We start from the raw sequence: 16,109 nt of genomic DNA on the forward strand, positions 1-16,109 counted from the left end.
TTTGAACCCAAGAGATAAAGGCCGGGGTCGTACCCTCAGGGTACGCCCCCAGTCCTTGCTTTGGGTTTAGGCCGGCACGCCCAGAATCACGCTGGATGCCTTGAAGATCGCCGTCACGCTGCTGCCGATGGCGATGCCCAGGTCGGTGCTGCTCTGGTTGGTGATGATGGCCGCAATCGTGCCGCCGCGCGGCAAGTCCAGCACCACTTCCGTGTTGACGGCGCCCGTCTGCACCCGCGTGACGGTGCCGGCCAGCTGGTTGCGCGCGGAAAAGCGCGCGCCTTCGCTGTCCGCCACAAGGATGATGGACGAGGCCTTGATCAACGCAAACGCTTCCGCTCCCGGCACCAGGCCCAGACTTGCGCTGCTGCCTTGCGTGACGATGGCGACGATCTGCTGGCCGCCGGGCAATTCCAGGGTGACTTCGTCGTTGACGGCGCCCTGTTTCAGTTCGGCCACCTTGCCCAGGAATTGATTGCGTGCCGTGGTTTTCATGGCCATTCTCCGTATGAGTAAAAGATCGTCGGCGATACCTTCCGCCTGGCTGCCCAGCTGGCGCAGGTAGCGGGCATGCTCACGCTCGATGATGCGGAAATTGTCGACCAGCTGGCGCCCCCGCTGCGTCAGCCGCGTGCCGCCGCCGCCCTTACCGCCCGTCAGGCGCTCGACCAGCGGCTCGCCGGCCAGGTTGTTCATCGCGTCGATGGCGTCCCAGGCCGCCTTGTAGCTCATCTTCACAAGCTTGGCCGCCTGCGTGATGGAGCCGCATTCGGCGATAGCGCCCAGCAATTCCACCCGGCCGGCGCCGCCCAGGTTTTCTCCGCCCACCGTCATCCATACCGAGCCTTGCAAGCCGATTTCCGCTGCCGCTGATTTATCCAATGCGTTCACCCAATGCCATGTGTTCTTCCCTGTTATCGATCTGTCCGTCGCGCAAGTACAGCACATGCTCGCCCAGGATGCGCGCATCTTCCGGATCGTGTGTGATCAGGATCATGGGTACGTCCAGGCGCTGCTGCCATTGGCTCAGTTCCAAACGCATTTTGACACGCAGGGCCGGATCGAGGGCGGCAAACGGCTCGTCGAGCAGCAGCGCGCTGGGCTCGGCCACGAGCGCCCTCGCCAGCGCCACCCGTTGGCGCTGGCCTCCGGACAACTCGTCGGGAAACTGGTGCGCCAGTTCCTGCAAGTGGAAGGCGGCTAGCCAATGCTCGACCTTCTGCAATTTTTCGCGCGCGCGCGGATTGAACCAGCCCCGCGCCAGGCCAAAGCCCACGTTCTGGCGCACCGTCAGGTGCGGGAACAGCGCGTAATCCTGGAACAGGTAGGCGACATTGCGCTGCTGCGGCGGCAGGTTGATGCCGGCGGCGGCATCGAACAGGGTGCGCCCGTTCAGGCGGATATGACCCGCGTCAGGCGTGAAGAGTCCGGCAATGGCTTTCAGGGTCATGCTCTTGCCTGCGCCGGACGGGCCATACATGGCGATGCGCTGGCTATCGGACGTGCATTGCACTTGCATGTCGAAGCGGCGTTTGCCGGAGCGCAAGGTGGCGCGAATGTCGAGGTCGAGTTGCATAGGCGTCATCATAGCCGTCATTTGTGCGCGATGCGCCCGGGCGCCAGGCGGCCAGCCGACAACAGCACCACGATGCAGACAAAGGAGATAATCAGGACCAGCGTATTGGCCACGTCATCCTGGCCCGCCTGCACGGCTTCATACACGGCCACCGACAAGGTCTGCGTCTTGCCGGGGATGCTGCCGGCCACCATCAGGGTGGCGCCGAACTCGCCCAGCGCGCGCACGAAGCCCAGTAGCACGCCGGCGAGGATGCCGCGCCAGGCCAGCGGCAAGGTCACGCGGAAAAAGATCGCCAGTTCCGAAATGCCCAGCACGCGGGCCGCCTGCTCCAGTTGGCCATCGACGGCTTCGAAGGCGGCGCGCGCCGGCTTGAAGACGAGGGGAAAGGCGACCACGGTGGAAGCGATCACGGCGCCCTGCCAGGTAAAAATCAGGTTGATGCCGAAGCTGTCCTGCAACCAGACGCCCAGGGTGCCGCGCCGGCCCAGCAGCACCAGCAGGTAATAGCCGAGTACGGTGGGCGGCATCACCATCGGCAGGGTCAACAGGGCGTCGAGCAACTCGCGCCCGGGAAAACGCGTGCGCGCCAGCAGATAGCCCGTGCCGATGCCGAGCAACAAATTGAGCGCCGTGGCCCACGCCGCCACCTTGAGCGACAGGGCCAGCGCGGTCCAGGCGATATCCATGCGGGCGCCTACCTGAATTATGGTTTCTTGAAACCGTACTTGGCGAGGATGGCTTGCGCCGGCGCCGTCTGCAGGTAGCTGACGAAGCGCTTCGCTTCGGCGGCATTGCTGCTGCCCTTGATGGTGGCGATCGGATACAGCACGGGCGCGTCCAATGGCACGTCCAGCACCACGTTCACTTTATCCTTCATGATGGCCGCGTCGGTGGCGTAGACAAAGCCCGCATCGACTTCGCCGCGCGCCACGTAATCGAGCGACTGGCGCACGTTCTGCGTGCCGATGGCCTTGGTCTGCACGGCATCCCACAGCTTGGCCTTCTTCAGCGCGCCTTCGGAATAGCGGCCGACGGGCACGCTGGCCGGATTGGCGATGGCCACGCGGGTCACGCCCTTGTGCGCCAGGTCGCCCAGGCTCTTGATGCCCAGCTTGCTATCGTGCGGCACGATCAGCACCAGGCTGTTGCCGACGAAATCCATGCGGTCGGCCGGCAAGACGAGGCCCTGCTTTTGCGCCGCATCCATGGTCTCCTGGTCGGCCGAAGCAAACACATCGACGGGCGCGCCCTTGACGATCTGTTGCAGCAGCACGCCCGAGGCGGCGAAGTTCAGGGACACCTTGCTGCCCGGATACTGCGCCTCATAGCTTTGCGCCGCATCCTTGAACGCATTCGTCAGGCTGGCCGCGGCCGACACCACCACTTCGCCGGCAAAGGCGGAGCTGGCGGCAGTAGCGAGAAGAGCGGTGCCAAGCAGACGGGCGAGGGAGGTGAGGCGCATGATCGTATCCTTGTAAGTGAACGGTGACAAGGACCGTAATATACACTTATATATAGCGTTCTGCCATCGCGTGGGTCAAGCAATGGCAAATCGGCAAAAGAGGAAAATGCAGCCGGCGCCGGGAGAGGACAGGCCGGCTGCGGTACGCCGATGAAGCGTGACAGCACCCAGCCGAGTAATTTCACCGCTCAGATGAAGCGATCAATTCCTGCCCAGCCTCTCAAGCAAGGCCTTTTTTTGCGCGGGCGAGGCGGAACTGGTCTTGATGCCTTGTATTTGCGCCGCCTGCCTGTCTTCCGGCATCGCCGCAAACCGTTGCGCATATTCCTCCACCAATGCGGCATTCCCGCGCAGGGCTCCCGCATACAGCCAGTAATTCGCTGTGGATACTTCGCCTTTTTTCAAATATTCCTGGCGCAGTTCGGCAATGGCCTTTCCATCCCCAGCGATCGCCCGCTGCTCGAGCGGCGTAACGACTGGTTCCTCACCGGTCGTACGCCGCTCCTGCATGACCCAATACGAAAAAAGGACTAGTAAAGCGACTGCTATGCCTACCTTTATTTCCAGCTTCATCGTCTCAACCTCCTACAGCACAGCTACCGAAACATCGCCACGTACCGGGCTTGCTGATATCCATCTGGTTATATCCTGGGTCATTGCGATTCTCGTTCATTGGACCAAACGGGCCGACGTCGAAAGGCCCCAGATTCCAGATAGATTCAGTCGGTGCGACGACGGTATTGTCACCCAGTTCAGTGGATAACTGCTCGGCGATCGGGTTTTCTCCCCATCCAGTCTTGCAGGCATTTAATATGATCGGCTGGCCTGGTTTCCAGTTGGTATTTTTCTTGATGTAAGCGGCCAGATCCTTCGCATTCATCATGCTCACGCTCGTTGGTGTGCCATGCGAGATGACGACCAAGGCATTGGGCGGATTAGCATATGTCAAGGCGGCAACATATATCATCGGGTCACGGTGAGGACGGATCAGTATCAGCTTCTCCAGGCCGAGAGGATCGGCATACCTCAATGGATTGCCTCCCACATAAGCATAAGTATTCGTCCCCCCAGCCAACCCGATCGGATCGCTCTGCAAATACCTTCCCAGCGATGCATCATAGTAGCGGTGCCAGTTGTACCACAGGCCCGATTCGGCATCGTAGTACTGGCCCGGGAAGCCGATATTCAGGCCGCCAATCGTGTCGACGATGACGGCGCGGTCAAATGCGGCATTAGCGGCGCGCCATACAACGGCACCACTGGCATTGCTCATGACTTCGGGACGACCCAGGTGATCGTTATGACTAAAGTAAACCTGGTTGGCACGCGCCAAGCCAATCAGCTCGCCGTTGAACCAGAAATAATGACTGGTTTGCGCTCCCACTTCTGCCAGCAATTCACCGCCTGGACCATAAATGGCTTGCGTGATGCCACCGGCTCCATCTTTTTGCACGCGCTGGTTCAGCGCATTGGTGCGATAGTCTCCGACATAACGGCCATTGACGATCACGCCACGCATGCGGTTGAATCCATCGTAGGTATAGGAACGGCTGCCATCATGGCGCGATTCGCTGGCCAGCGTGCCCACGGGGTTGTAGCTGAAGTTACGAAACTCGCCATTGCCGCTCCATGATGCGAGCCGGTTGCTGCCGCTATCGAGCACGAAACTATAATTGCTGCCTTTCCTGGCCTGGCCTGTACGATTGCCAGCCTGGTCCCAGGAGAAACTCTGATAGTCGATCCGGCGCGTCACCAGTCCTACGCGGTCAGCAGCATCATAGTCAATTCCCTGATTCATATGCTCATTGCCCGAATCGATCATGGCAATGATCTGATTCGTACTGTTATGGCGATATTCCACGTTTTCCACATTGCCGGAAATGCGCGTAATGCGGCCATCCGCATCCAGCGTCACTCTGCGTGGTAAATTATTCCCGTAGCGCCATGCATAAGGCTGGCCGCTGACCGGCTGATACAGGACTGAATCAACGAGTTTCGTCCACACACCGGTCGCATTCGTCAACAGTTCACTCACGCGGCCATAAGCATCGTACGAATAAAAGGTACGCGTGCCCGATGGGTAATGGATGCCCTCCAGGCGACCAGCGGCACTATAGTCCCAGACAGTCGTATAGCTGGTGCCGTATATATTATTGACTTGTACAGTGAGCTGCCCAGATGCGTTGTAGGCGTAGCTGGTGTACCCCGTCAGATCCGTGAAACCAGTCAGGCGCCCCTTGCCAAACCGTCCCTCGTCATAGGTAAATTTCTCGGTTTCACCACTATTACTGCGTGATATTTGACGATCCAGACTATCCAGGGTGTAGCGGGTAACTCTGCCATCGGAACGTGTTTCACTTTCCAGCCGGCCCGCCGGGTCATAGCCATATGTGGCGGTACCCGTATCTGGACTGACGATGCTGGTCACCTGCCCAAAACCATTATAGGTATAACGCGTTTGCAAGGGGCGCGGATCAGTCACCGATGCCAGCCTGCCTTCGGCATCATAAGCCCTTACGGTTACCCCGCCATCGGCCGCGGTCATCTTGACGAGACGATTCGCGGCGTCATACGCATATGAGGTTGAGCGGCCAGCCGCATCGGTAACGCTCACGAGATTGCCATTGTGATCGTATCGTTTGTCGAGACGCTGACCATTGTTACCAAGCTCGCTGTACGGACGGCCCAGGGTATCCGTTTCCATCGTGGCGCTCAACTCACCGGCAGCAACCGGGACTGGCACGCCAGCACTCACCTCCGCGTGATGCAGGGCGGAACTCACACGCACGCTGTTGTCGGGAACATTCACCGCAATATGCGTGAATTCCCCCAGTGCATTGCCGACGTATTCGACCCGGCCGCCGGCAGTGTATTGATACTGCGTCATGCTGCCGTCCGGATAACTGATGGAACGCACCAAGTCGCCCGCATGATAGGCAAGATGCGTCGTCTGGCTGCCATTGAGCGTCGTTGCCAGCAGGCGGCCCATGTCATCGTAAGCATAGGTACTGGCGACACCATTGCTGTCGGTATAGCTCGATGGGCGCCCCATGCCGTCATGGCCTGCCCACGCTTGCTGGTGGCCCAGCGGATTCGTCATGCCAGTCAGGTTGCCGCGCGTATCGTAGTCATAGCGCGTGACTGCGGCACCACCAGGCAGGCTGCGCGATACTGTCCAGCTCGACATGGTGCTGTTCGGATAAAACGTGTACGTGTGCACGAATTTCTTTTGCTTGCCGGTCTTCAGATCATCCCAGGTTTCGCTCTCGAGCTTTCCCGACGGGGCCCACGCATGGTAGTAGGTATAGCTGACGCGCAAGTAGGCTACGTTGCCCGCATTGCGGTATTCGGTCTTCTCAATTTCATTCCCATTCCAGCTATGCACGACCGTCTGCGCCGCGCCCGTGCCTGCCGCCGTCGTCTGGCTCAGCAGGCGGCCGCCGGCGTCATAGCTGTAGTCCGTCTTGTTGCCATTCCAGTCCAGCGTATAGTCGACGTAGCCGTTGGCGTCATACGCGGTGCTGGCGGCCGCCGCGGCGCACGTCGCCGTGCCGGCGCGGGAAACCGATGTCGGCTTCAGCTCGCCACCGATCAGGGCAAACTTGTGGGTGGTCGCTTGTTGACGCGCATCGGTCACCGTCGTTTGATTGACGCCATAGACGAACGTCTCGCGCTCCTCTCCACCCTCGAGGCCGCTTTCGCTGACCCGGCCATCGGCGAAATACGCATAGCGGCCATGGCGCTGCCCATTGATGCTGATCCCCGTCAACAAAACGGGATTGGCCATCTCGTAGTGATACTCGCGTACCTCCTGGCTGGCTGGCGCCGTGACCTTGGCGAGCATGCCGCTGGCATGGTATTCATAGTTCCAGTCATTGCCCGCCGGATCACGCACGCGGCTCACCTTGCCATTGCCGCCCCAGGTGAACTGGATCAGCTGGCCGCTGCTGTTGCTGACACTGGCAAGCTGGTTGGGATTGGCGCCGTACTGGAAATTGAGTTGCGCGCCGGCCCCTTCCACGATGGAGACAATTGCCCCCACTTTATTGTAGGTATAGGTATTGCCGTTGGCCCACAAGGTCCAACCGGCGCCTGGGGCATACACCATTTCGCCGCTGCGCGCGGACTTTCCGGATAAGTACAAATAAGATTTTGCGCGCGGATCCTGAGGCGAGGGGAACTCGTTCTCTCCGACGAATTGATAATTGGTGGTGCTGCCGGTGGGATCGGTCACCGTCACGGAACGGGGTATGCATCGCCCCGTTCCCGTATTGCCGCAATTCGGTTCCTTCAACCTGGGCACATCCACGTTGGACAGCCACTGCGGTCCGAACAGGGTGCCGACCGCATGCTTGCTGCGATAGGTTCGCTTCAGCCCCAGGCCGTACAGGCCCAAGGACTGGAAATCCACCTCAGGCTTGATCTTCTCGCCGGTGGCAATGACCACCGGATGCGCCGTCATGGCACCGCAGCGATTGATATTCGTATTGGCATTCGATGACGCGGCATCGGTATTGGCGGGGCCTGGCGTGCCGGCACCGCGCGAGGGACGGTTGTAGAGGTCGAACATGTCGCCGGGCCAGCGGCAAAATACACCGCTCATGGCAACGCAGTCTTCATAGGCCTGCCGTTCCCGCTCGGCGGTAACGGTGATGGTGGGCATGGTATAGCTTTGTGCAAACGGACTCTGGAAGAAGAGGACGAGGAATACTAAAACGAGTTTTTTCTGGAATAGGCTGAACATGAGAGTGAATCGGAGGTATTTTTGGCTAAGCGTCTCAAAGAATGAAACGCCAGCTAACATTGACATGTTAGCACTATATTTCATTGCTTATACGTAATGTCCTTACCGTTTTCAGGCCATTCTTCCATATTCAAAAGACACGGCCCTTTGCAGGCAATGTCGCTGCACATTCCTGATATACTGTATATAAACACAGTATATCGAGGTGAGCCATGGAATTGACGGACAAGCTGGAAATCCTGGCCGATGCGGCCAAGTACGACGCGTCCTGCGCCAGCAGCGGCGCGCCCAAGCGCGATTCCATCGGCAAGGACGGCTTTGGCGCCACCACGGGCATGGGCATTTGCCACAGCTATACGCCGGACGGGCGCTGCGTTTCGCTGCTGAAAGTACTGCTGACGAATTACTGCCTGTACGATTGCCAGTACTGCGTCAACCGCCGCAGCTCGAATGTGCCGCGCGCGCGGTTTACGGTGGCCGAGGTGGTCAAGCTGACGGCCGACTTTTACCTGCGCAACTATATCGACGGCCTGTTCCTCAGTTCCGGCATCATCCAGTCGGCCGACTATACGATGGAGCAGCTGGTGCAGGTGGCGCGCGAGTTGCGCGAGGTGCACCAGTTCCGCGGCTATATCCACCTGAAAACCATTCCGGACGCCGATCCCGCCCTGATCGCACAGGCGGGCCGCTATGCCGACCGGCTCAGCGTCAATATCGAACTGCCGACGCAGGACAGCGTGCAAAAGCTGGCGCCAGAAAAAAGCGTGCATACGATTAAGCTGGCCATGGGCGCCATCCGCCGCAAGCTCGATGAGAAAGCGGAAGAACCGCGCGCGCCGCGTTTCGCGCCGGCCGGGCAAAGCACGCAGATGATCGTCGGCGCCGACGCCAGCGACGACCAGCAAATCCTCTCCACGGCTGAGACCTTGTATGGCAGCTACAAACTCAAGCGCGTGTATTACTCGGCCTTCAGCCCCATCCCCGACAGCCCGAAAAGCGTGCCGCTGGCGCCGCCGCCCATGCTGCGCGAACACCGGCTGTACCAGGCCGATTTCTTACTGCGCAGCTATGGTTTCCAGGCCAGCGAACTGCTGCCCGCCACGGGCGGCAACCTGGCGCTCGACATCGATCCGAAACTGGCGTGGGCCCTGGCGCACCGCGAACATTTTCCGCTGGACTTGAACCGCGCGGCGCAGCACATGATTGCCCGCGTGCCCGGCATCGGCCTGCGCAACGCGCAGCGCATCGTCGACCTGCGCCAGTTGCGGCAAGTGCGCTACGCCGACCTGTCGCGCCTGCGCTGCAGCATGAAGAAAATCGCTCCCTTCATCATCACGGCCGACTACTTTCCCGCGCGCGACACCACTGCCTCGGAACACCTGCGCCGCGCCATGGCGGAAGCGCCGCAGCAGATGAATTTATGGCCGGAGCTGCAGGCCGCATGAGTACGGTGGTGCGGCTGGCGCAATCGTTCGACGAGTGGCGCGCGGCCGCGCGCGAACTGATCGCGCGCGGCGTGCCGCCTGCCGACGTTGCCTGGCAGTCACAGCCCGGTGATGGCGACCTGTTTTCCTCGACGCCAGATGCGACGGATACCAGCGCGCCACTGCTGCGCCTGCCCCGTTCCCTGGTGGAATTGCTGGAAAGCGCCGCCTGTTTCAACGTGCATGACCGCTGGGCATTCCTGTACCAGGTGCTCTGGCGCTGGCAACTGGACCAGCACGATGTACTTTCTCCCGCCGACGCGGACGGTGCGCGCCTGCATGCCATGGCCAAGGCCGTGCGCCGCGAAGAGCACGACATGCATGCGTATGTGCGTTTCCTCGAGCGGGCGGAAAGTGAGGGCGCACCACGCTTCGTGGCCTGGTTCGAGCCCACGCACGAGGTGCTGCCGCAGGTGGCGCGCCACTTCGCCCGCCGCATGGGAGCCAACAGCTGGATGATCGCCACGCCGACCGCCAGCATGCTGTGGGATGGCACGACCTTGCACGCGGGACCGGCCCTGCTGCGCGGCGCGGCCGATATCGACGATGCGGGCGAAGCCCTGTGGCTGACCTACTACCGCAGCATCTTCAATCCCGCGCGCGTCAATGCCGGCCTGCTGCGCAGCCATATCCCCTCGCGTTTCTGGAAGAATTTGCCGGAAGGCGCCATCGTGCCCGCCATGCTCAGCGGCGCCGCCAACGGCGAACGGCGCACGGGCCAGACGGCCAGCGTGGGCCAGCGCAGCGGCGCGACCATGATCCCGGTCTCCGCCGAGCGCGCCCAGCCCCCGCGCGACCTGCCCACCACCCTGGACCAATGCCGCCGCTGCGCGCTGTGGCAGCACGCCACGCAAGCCGTGCCCGGCACGGGGCCTTCTCAGGCGCGCATCATGCTGGTGGGTGAGCAGCCGGGCGACCAGGAAGACCTGGCAGGCTTGCCGTTCGTGGGCCCGGCCGGCGCGCTGCTGGACCAGGCGCTGCAGGAAGCGGGCATGGCACGCGACAGTATTTACCTGACCAATGCCGTCAAGCATTTCAAGTGGGAACCTCGTGGCAAGCGCCGCCTGCACAAGACGCCAGCGCAGCGCGAGATCCTCGCCTGCCATGGCTGGCTGGAACAGGAATTGGCCAGCGTGAAACCGCAAGTGATCGTGGCGCTGGGCAGCACGGCATTGAAGTCCATCCTGCAGGACGGCGCGGCAAGCATGACGCCGCTGGTCGGCACGCCCATCCGGCACGATGGACGCTGGGTGGTCGCCGTATATCACCCCTCGTATGTGCTGCGCGCGCCGGATGAGGGGAGCCGGCGGCAGGCTTACGAAGTGATCGTGGCGGGGTTGCGGCAGGCGCTGCTGCTAGGGCAGGATAGCCATCACAGCGTTGAAGCAGGCACTTCCTGCCCCTCATCGCGCCGCGCATAGCGTTGCGCGATCACGGCGCAGATCATCAGCTGAATCTGGTGGAACAACATCAGCGGCAAGATCACCATGCCCAGCGAACGGGTGGAAAACAGCACCTTGGCCATCGGCACGCCGCTGGCCAGGCTTTTCTTCGAGGCGCAAAAGACGATGGCGATTTCGTCTTCCTTGTTGAAACCCAGGCGGCGGCTGATGAAGGTGGAAATGCCCAGCACCAGCGCCAGCAGCAGCAGGCTGATCAAGCCCAGGGCGACCAGGGTTTCCACCGAAATCGTATGCCACAGGCCTTCGCTGACGGCTTCGCTGAAGGCCGTGTAGACCACCAGCAAGATCGAACCCTGATCGACATATTTCAGGGTGGCTTTATGGCGGTCAACCCAACGGCCGATCCAGCGACGCAGGAACTGGCCGGCCAGGAATGGCAGCAGCAGTTGCATGACGATGGACAGCACGGCGTCCACCGACGACTTGCTTTCCGCGCCCTTGGCCACCAGCAAGCCCACGAGGATGGGGGCGAGGAAGATGCCGATGAAGTTCGAGGCCGAGGCGCTGCAGATGGCGGCCGGTACGTTGCCGCGCGCCATGGCCGTCATGGCGATCGAGGATTGCACAGTAGAGGGCAGCGCGCACAGGAACAAAATGCCCATGTACAGGTCGGGCGTGAGGAAGGTCAGCGCCAGCGGACGCAGGGCCAGGCCCAGCAGCGGAAACAGGACAAAGGTGCTGGCCAGCACCAGCAAGTGCAGTCGCCAGTGCATGGCGCCGGCCACCACGGCTTCGCGCGACAGCTTGGCACCATGCAGGAAGAACAGGGCGCCGATGGCAATCGTGGTGATGTTGCCGAAGACCACGGCCGTCTGGCCCGTGCAGGGCAGGAATGTGGCCAGCCCCACGGTGACGAGCAGGGCGATGGTGAAATTATCGGGTTTCAGATTGCGCAACAGGGCAGCGGGGGAAAAAGAAGACATGCGGTAGCCTGGTAACGGTACAGCCTTGCAACAGCATGCTGTGCCGGGGATGACAAACAGCGCCGGGAGCGGCGCCAGTACTGGCTATTCTACCTGTATTGCCCAATTCCTTGCCTGATGGCATGGCCTGGCTTTTCGGCGCAAACCGGACAGACAAAAAAATGCCCTGTCCGCAGACAGGGCAACCCGGAGTAAAGTACAGCGCGAGGCGTTACCGCGAGGGGATTAACCGGCGGCTTTGACTTTCAGCTCGTTCTTGATTTCTTTCACGCCGCTCACGGAAGCGACGATCTGCACGACGCGGTCACCCGCTTCGGCGCTCGGCACGTCGCCCGACAGGACGACCACACCTTGCTGGGTTGCTACCTTGACTGGCAGGGCAGCGGCTTGCGCATCGGCGCTCAGGGCGGCCTTGGCCGAGGAAGTGATGGTTTCATCAGGGACGGCAGCGGCAGCGTTGGCGGCCACTACGGTGTCAGCAGGAGCTTGTGCTTTTGGGGCGGAGTCAGCTGCATGCGAAGCGGTGATCGAGGCGCCCGACAGTACGATAGCGGCAACCAGGGTATTGAACAGTTTCGATGTTTGCATGGTAGTTCCTCTCAATGAAGTTAAAAGCTTCTTACTTGGATAAAGCAACACTTTGAAGCGTCACATCTACCCATACAGCAAGCACCGTGCCAGCTTTTAAATTTCCTTGAAAATCAACGACTTACATTCTAACTCGATTTTTCCAGCGTGTTTCAGACGGATCTGGCCGGAAAAACGGGGCTTTTTGTCGCCTGACAGCGACAGCTTGTGGCAAGACCGTCAATGTTTTACGCCAAGTCCCTGATTTTCAAAGCTTTATTTTTGTCGCTATTCAGCGACAGGGTCGCCGTCAAGCCGGAACAGGGCCGGCGTCAGCTCGTATTTCTGTAATAAACGATAGAACTCCGTGCGGTTGCGGTCGGCCAGGCGGGCCGCGTCGGCCACATTGCCATCCGTCAGGCGCAGCAATTGGATCAGGTAATCGCGCTCGAAGCGCTGCTTGGCTTCGTTGTAGCTGAGCGCCTCCAGGGACGGCACGCGCAGCGCGCGCTGCACCAGGGACAAGGGCACCAGCGGCGCCGTGGCCAGCGCGCACACTTGCTCGACGACATTGACCAACTGGCGCACATTGCCGGGCCATGGCGCGGCCACCAGGGCAGTCAAGGCATCGGGCGCGAAGCCATTCAGGGGTTTCTGGTACTTGGCCGCCAGTTTCTGCAGGAAATGGTTCGCCAGCAGGGAGATATCTTCGCGGCGCTCGGCCAGCGGCGGTAGGGTCAAGGTCACCACGTTCAGGCGGTAATACAAGTCTTCGCGGAATTGCCCCTCCTGCATGGCCACGTCCAGGTCGCGGTGCGTGGCGGACAGGAGCCGCACGTCGACCGGACGCGTCTGGTCGGCGCCCACGGGGCGTACGGCCCGCTCCTGCAGCACGCGCAGCAGTTTCACCTGCAGCGGCAAGGGCATGTCGCCGATCTCATCTAAAAACAGGGTGCCGCCATCTGCCGCCTGGAACAAGCCTTCACGATTGCCGACGGCCCCCGTAAACGAACCTTTGACGTGGCCAAACAGTTCCGATTCCAGCAGCTGCTCGGGAATGGCGCCGCAGTTGACGGCAATGAACGGCGCCTTGGCGCGACGGCTGGCGTTGTGCAGGGCACGCGCCAGCAATTCCTTGCCCGTGCCGGAGGGTCCGCGGATCAGGATGCTGGCGTCCGATCCCGCCACCAGCTTGGCTTCGGCCAGCAGTTCGGCCATCTGCGAACTGCGGCTGATCAGCTCGGCACGCCAGCTCTCGTCACCGGACGCTGCCGCCGGCATGACGGTGGACAAGTTGATGGCATACGCCACTTTTTCCATCAGCAGCTTGCCGTCGAACGGTTTCGTCAGGTAGGCAAACGCGCCGCGCGCCGTCGCGTCGACGGCGTCGGGGATGGTACCGTGCGCCGTCAAGAGAATCACGGGCAGGGCCGAATGCTGGCGGCGGATTTCATCGAACAAGGCCAGGCCGTCGCGACCCGGTAATTGCACGTCGGTAATGACCAGGGCCGGCAATTCCACGGCCAGGCGCGCCAGTGCCGCTTCCGCGCTGCCCACGGCCGTGACCCGATAGTTGCCCGCCTTCAGGCGGATGGTCAGCAGGCGCAGCAGGTCGGGATCGTCGTCGACCAATAGAATGTGGGCGTGCTCGCTCATTTCGGCGCTCCCGCGGCAGGGCGCACGGACAGGCTGCGCTCGATGTTTTTCAGTGCTTCCAGTTTTTCATTGAGCTGGTCGATGCGGCGCTGGGCGTCGCGCAACTGCGTGTTGAGCTTGTCGATGCTCTCTTCCTGGCGGCGCAGCTCCGCATACTGGCTGCCGAGCAATTGCGCCAACGGCGCCAACAATTGCGCGTCCTTGCCCGTGGCCGTGGCCAGCGGTTCCAGCAAGGCTTGCGCGCGGGCCAGGTCGCCGGGACCGCGCAAGGCCGCTTGCAGCATGGCGCGGCGTAGCGTGTTGTGCGGCGCGTGATCTGCCTTGGCCAGGTCCAGCTGCGCTTTCACCAGTTCCGACGGCGTCATCAGGCGCAAGGCGCCTTGATACGCCAGCAATTCGGTCAGCTGGGGATCGGCCACCACCACCACGCGCGGCGGCGTTTGCACCAGCACGGGCGTCTGGATGGGGGGCTTGGCGGCGCAAGCGCCCAACAGCAGCGCGCTGGCGGCCATGCCGGCCAGGGAAATTCTCGTCATCATAAGGGCAGTTCTATCCGAAAATGCGCGCCGGCGGGGCGCGGTAAAAGAGTGACGCTGCCATCGTGGGCGGCGATATATTCGCGCACGATGGACAGGCCGATGCCATTGCCGTTGCGCGCGCCGGCCGCCTGGCGCACTCCCTGGTAAAACGGTTCAAAAATCCGCGCGGCATCCTCGGGCGCCACGCCGGCTCCCTCGTCGATGCAGTCGATACGCACGCGGTCGCCTTCGCAAGACAGGGTAAACCGTACGGTGCCGCCTTCCGGGCTGAAGCGCACGGCATTCGACAACAGGTTCGCCAAGGCCGTCGCCAGCTTGTCGCGGTCGGCCTGCACGATCAGGGACTCGCCCTGCACCTCGACCGTCAAACGGCGCGCCAGCCATTGCAGGCGCTGCCCGGCCACCACATCTTGCAGCAAGACCAGCAAATCGACCTTGCTGTGCGCCAGGTGCTGGGCGTCAAAAGCGGCGGTATTGTAGCGCAGCAAGTCTTCGATCTGGGTTTGCAGCGAGGCCGTGTTTTGCTGCAGGATGCCGGCGATTTCGCGCTGGCTGTCGCTGAGCTTGCCGGCCACCTCGTCTTCCAGCAAGGCCACGCCTTCGCGCAGGGCTGCCAGCGGGGTTTTCAACTCATGCGAAATGTGGCGCAGAAAACGCTCCTTGTCGGCATCGAGATCGGCCAGGCGCTGGCGCAGCCAGTCGAGCTGCTGGCCCAGGCGGCGCGTATCGGCCGGTCCGCCGACGACGATGGGCTGGTCGTAGCGCTTGTCGCCCAGGCGCTCGATGGCCGTCTCGATGCGACGCAGCGGGCGCGACAGCAAGAAGCCAAAGCAGGTGGCCAGCACGGCCGCCAGCAGCACGGCGCCGCCCACCAGCACGCCCAGCAGGCGGCGCTGGCGTTCCAGCTCGGCCAGCAGGGCGTCGTTGCGGCTGCCGATTTCCGTCTTGCTTTCGCGCGCCAGGCTGTCATTGATCTGCGTCATGCGGGCAAACGCGCGGTATACGACGGCGTGGCCATCGCGCTTGCGGCGCTTACCCGCTTGCAAGACTTCCCACGCCGATTGCGCCTGCACCGTCCATTCGTCGGCCAGCTGGGGAGCGAACTCGGGCGTGGCACGGTTCAGCACTTGCAGCGCCGCCGTCGCTTCGTCGCGGGCCGCCGCGTAGCGCTCGCGGAACACGGGGTCGTCGAGCACGAGGAATTGGCGTGCGCTGCGCTCCATGGCCAGCGTGCGCTCGGACAGGCGCTGCGACTGTTCCGTCAAGGCAATCGCCTGCGCCGCCGTCTCGCGCCCCAGCTGCGCCAGGTGTTCCAGGGTCAGCAAGGCTTGCACGGAGGTGGCCGTCAAAATGCCCGTCGTCAAAATGAAGGCGGCAAATAACAGTTGGCGAAAGGAAAGTCGGGACAAGGTAGGCGCCTTCGGGTCAGTCTGGACAGTAAAAGGCGCATGGTACGCTAAGCTTTCATTCGGAGACGCCAGCCACCGAAATGTAATCTATTTTGCAACACTGTCGCTTTTCCAGCCGCCAGCAAGGCCCCGGCGGCGGCGCACGAATACTCCTAGTACAATAGGGAAAAGCTTCATACAGGCATCAAACTGGGTCCCGCCCTGGCATTGCGCCAGTTTGCCCCCATATGTGATGCAGCCCCACTGACACTCCGAATCACCTACCGCAGAGATCCCATACCGC

General features: G+C 61.8%; 13 protein-coding genes. 2 read left to right on the forward strand and 11 right to left on the reverse strand.

From position 1 onward, the window contains the following. Nucleotides 1-66 precede the first annotated feature (66 nt). The 6 genes from CSQ91_RS22335 to CSQ91_RS22360 form a co-directional block, all read right to left on the reverse strand. Complete coding sequence (locus CSQ91_RS22335) at nt 67-834, reverse strand: TOBE domain-containing protein (RefSeq protein WP_052140146.1); 768 nt, start codon at nt 832-834, stop codon at nt 67-69. Between the two features lie 40 nt (nt 835-874). Beyond that, nucleotides 875-1,585: a sulfate/molybdate ABC transporter ATP-binding protein gene (locus CSQ91_RS22340; protein WP_218963773.1), complete on the reverse strand. Its 711-nt coding sequence runs from the start codon at nt 1,583-1,585 to the stop codon at nt 875-877. Nucleotides 1,586-1,593: 8 nt separating this feature from the next. Beyond that, nucleotides 1,594-2,265, reverse strand: a complete 672-nt coding sequence (modB, locus tag CSQ91_RS22345; protein WP_099389670.1) for a molybdate ABC transporter permease subunit — start codon at nt 2,263-2,265, stop codon at nt 1,594-1,596. Between the two features lie 17 nt (nt 2,266-2,282). After that, nucleotides 2,283-3,041 (reverse strand): molybdate ABC transporter substrate-binding protein, encoded by a 759-nt coding sequence (gene modA, locus CSQ91_RS22350; protein WP_099389671.1) that lies wholly within the window; start codon nt 3,039-3,041, stop codon nt 2,283-2,285. A 201-nt stretch (nt 3,042-3,242) separates the two neighbouring features. Next, complete coding sequence (locus CSQ91_RS22355; RefSeq protein WP_099389672.1) at nt 3,243-3,614, reverse strand: hypothetical protein; 372 nt, start codon at nt 3,612-3,614, stop codon at nt 3,243-3,245. A 4-nt stretch (nt 3,615-3,618) separates the two neighbouring features. Then, complete coding sequence (locus CSQ91_RS22360; protein WP_180278489.1) at nt 3,619-7,785, reverse strand: RHS repeat-associated core domain-containing protein; 4,167 nt, start codon at nt 7,783-7,785, stop codon at nt 3,619-3,621. A gap of 212 nt (nt 7,786-7,997) precedes the next feature. Here CSQ91_RS22360 and CSQ91_RS22365 point away from each other — a divergent pair, with 212 nt between their 5' ends. Both CSQ91_RS22365 and CSQ91_RS22370 read left to right on the forward strand, forming a co-directional pair. Next, nucleotides 7,998-9,230: a putative DNA modification/repair radical SAM protein gene (locus CSQ91_RS22365; protein WP_099389674.1), complete on the forward strand. Its 1,233-nt coding sequence runs from the start codon at nt 7,998-8,000 to the stop codon at nt 9,228-9,230. Next, nucleotides 9,206-10,690 carry a UdgX family uracil-DNA binding protein gene (locus tag CSQ91_RS22370; RefSeq protein WP_257217445.1) on the forward strand — a complete coding sequence of 495 codons (1,485 nt, stop codon included), beginning with the start codon at nt 9,206-9,208 and terminating at the stop codon, nt 10,688-10,690. The genes CSQ91_RS22365 and CSQ91_RS22370 overlap by 25 nt, the downstream gene beginning before the upstream one ends. Here CSQ91_RS22370 and CSQ91_RS22375 read toward each other — a convergent pair. The 5 genes from CSQ91_RS22375 to CSQ91_RS22395 form a co-directional block, all read right to left on the reverse strand. Further along, nucleotides 10,642-11,655 carry a bile acid:sodium symporter family protein gene (locus CSQ91_RS22375; RefSeq protein WP_099389676.1) on the reverse strand — a complete coding sequence of 338 codons (1,014 nt, stop codon included), beginning with the start codon at nt 11,653-11,655 and terminating at the stop codon, nt 10,642-10,644. The genes CSQ91_RS22370 and CSQ91_RS22375 overlap by 49 nt on opposite strands. Nucleotides 11,656-11,880: 225 nt before the next feature. Then, nucleotides 11,881-12,243 carry a BON domain-containing protein gene (locus tag CSQ91_RS22380; protein ID WP_034752546.1) on the reverse strand — a complete coding sequence of 121 codons (363 nt, stop codon included), beginning with the start codon at nt 12,241-12,243 and terminating at the stop codon, nt 11,881-11,883. Nucleotides 12,244-12,510: 267 nt separating this feature from the next. Beyond that, a complete protein-coding gene (locus CSQ91_RS22385; protein ID WP_070257872.1) occupies nt 12,511-13,878 on the reverse strand; it encodes a sigma 54-interacting transcriptional regulator in 1,368 nt (455 codons plus the stop codon). Further along, complete coding sequence (locus CSQ91_RS22390; RefSeq protein WP_070282968.1) at nt 13,875-14,417, reverse strand: hypothetical protein; 543 nt, start codon at nt 14,415-14,417, stop codon at nt 13,875-13,877. Before CSQ91_RS22390 ends, CSQ91_RS22385 begins: the two co-directional genes overlap by 4 nt. Continuing rightward, the gene (locus CSQ91_RS22395; RefSeq protein WP_099389677.1) at nt 14,414-15,826 is read right to left on the reverse strand and encodes a HAMP domain-containing sensor histidine kinase; all 1,413 of its coding nucleotides are present in this window, start codon (nt 15,824-15,826) and stop codon (nt 14,414-14,416) included. The genes CSQ91_RS22390 and CSQ91_RS22395 overlap by 4 nt, the downstream gene beginning before the upstream one ends. Between the last annotated feature and the right edge of the window lie 283 nt (nt 15,827-16,109).

It is taken from the genome of Janthinobacterium sp. BJB301 (assembly GCF_002735685.1).
GTDB lineage: Bacteria > Pseudomonadota > Gammaproteobacteria > Burkholderiales > Burkholderiaceae_D > Janthinobacterium > Janthinobacterium lividum.

Coding starts and splice junctions, on each gene's coding strand:
- CSQ91_RS22335 (WP_052140146.1), bottom strand. CDS start 834: ATGACGGTGGGCGGAGAAAACCTGGGCGGCGCCGGCCGGGTGGAATTG.
- CSQ91_RS22340 (WP_218963773.1), bottom strand. CDS start 1,585: ATGACGCCTATGCAACTCGACCTCGACATTCGCGCCACCTTGCGCTCC.
- modB (WP_099389670.1), bottom strand. CDS start 2,265: ATGGATATCGCCTGGACCGCGCTGGCCCTGTCGCTCAAGGTGGCGGCG.
- modA (WP_099389671.1), bottom strand. CDS start 3,041: ATGCGCCTCACCTCCCTCGCCCGTCTGCTTGGCACCGCTCTTCTCGCT.
- CSQ91_RS22355 (WP_099389672.1), bottom strand. CDS start 3,614: ATGAAGCTGGAAATAAAGGTAGGCATAGCAGTCGCTTTACTAGTCCTT.
- CSQ91_RS22360 (WP_180278489.1), bottom strand. CDS start 7,785: ATGTTCAGCCTATTCCAGAAAAAACTCGTTTTAGTATTCCTCGTCCTC.
- CSQ91_RS22365 (WP_099389674.1), top strand. CDS start 7,998: ATGGAATTGACGGACAAGCTGGAAATCCTGGCCGATGCGGCCAAGTAC.
- CSQ91_RS22370 (WP_257217445.1), top strand. CDS start 9,206: ATGGCCGGAGCTGCAGGCCGCATGAGTACGGTGGTGCGGCTGGCGCAA.
- CSQ91_RS22375 (WP_099389676.1), bottom strand. CDS start 11,655: ATGTCTTCTTTTTCCCCCGCTGCCCTGTTGCGCAATCTGAAACCCGAT.
- CSQ91_RS22380 (WP_034752546.1), bottom strand. CDS start 12,243: ATGCAAACATCGAAACTGTTCAATACCCTGGTTGCCGCTATCGTACTG.
- CSQ91_RS22385 (WP_070257872.1), bottom strand. CDS start 13,878: ATGAGCGAGCACGCCCACATTCTATTGGTCGACGACGATCCCGACCTG.
- CSQ91_RS22390 (WP_070282968.1), bottom strand. CDS start 14,417: ATGATGACGAGAATTTCCCTGGCCGGCATGGCCGCCAGCGCGCTGCTG.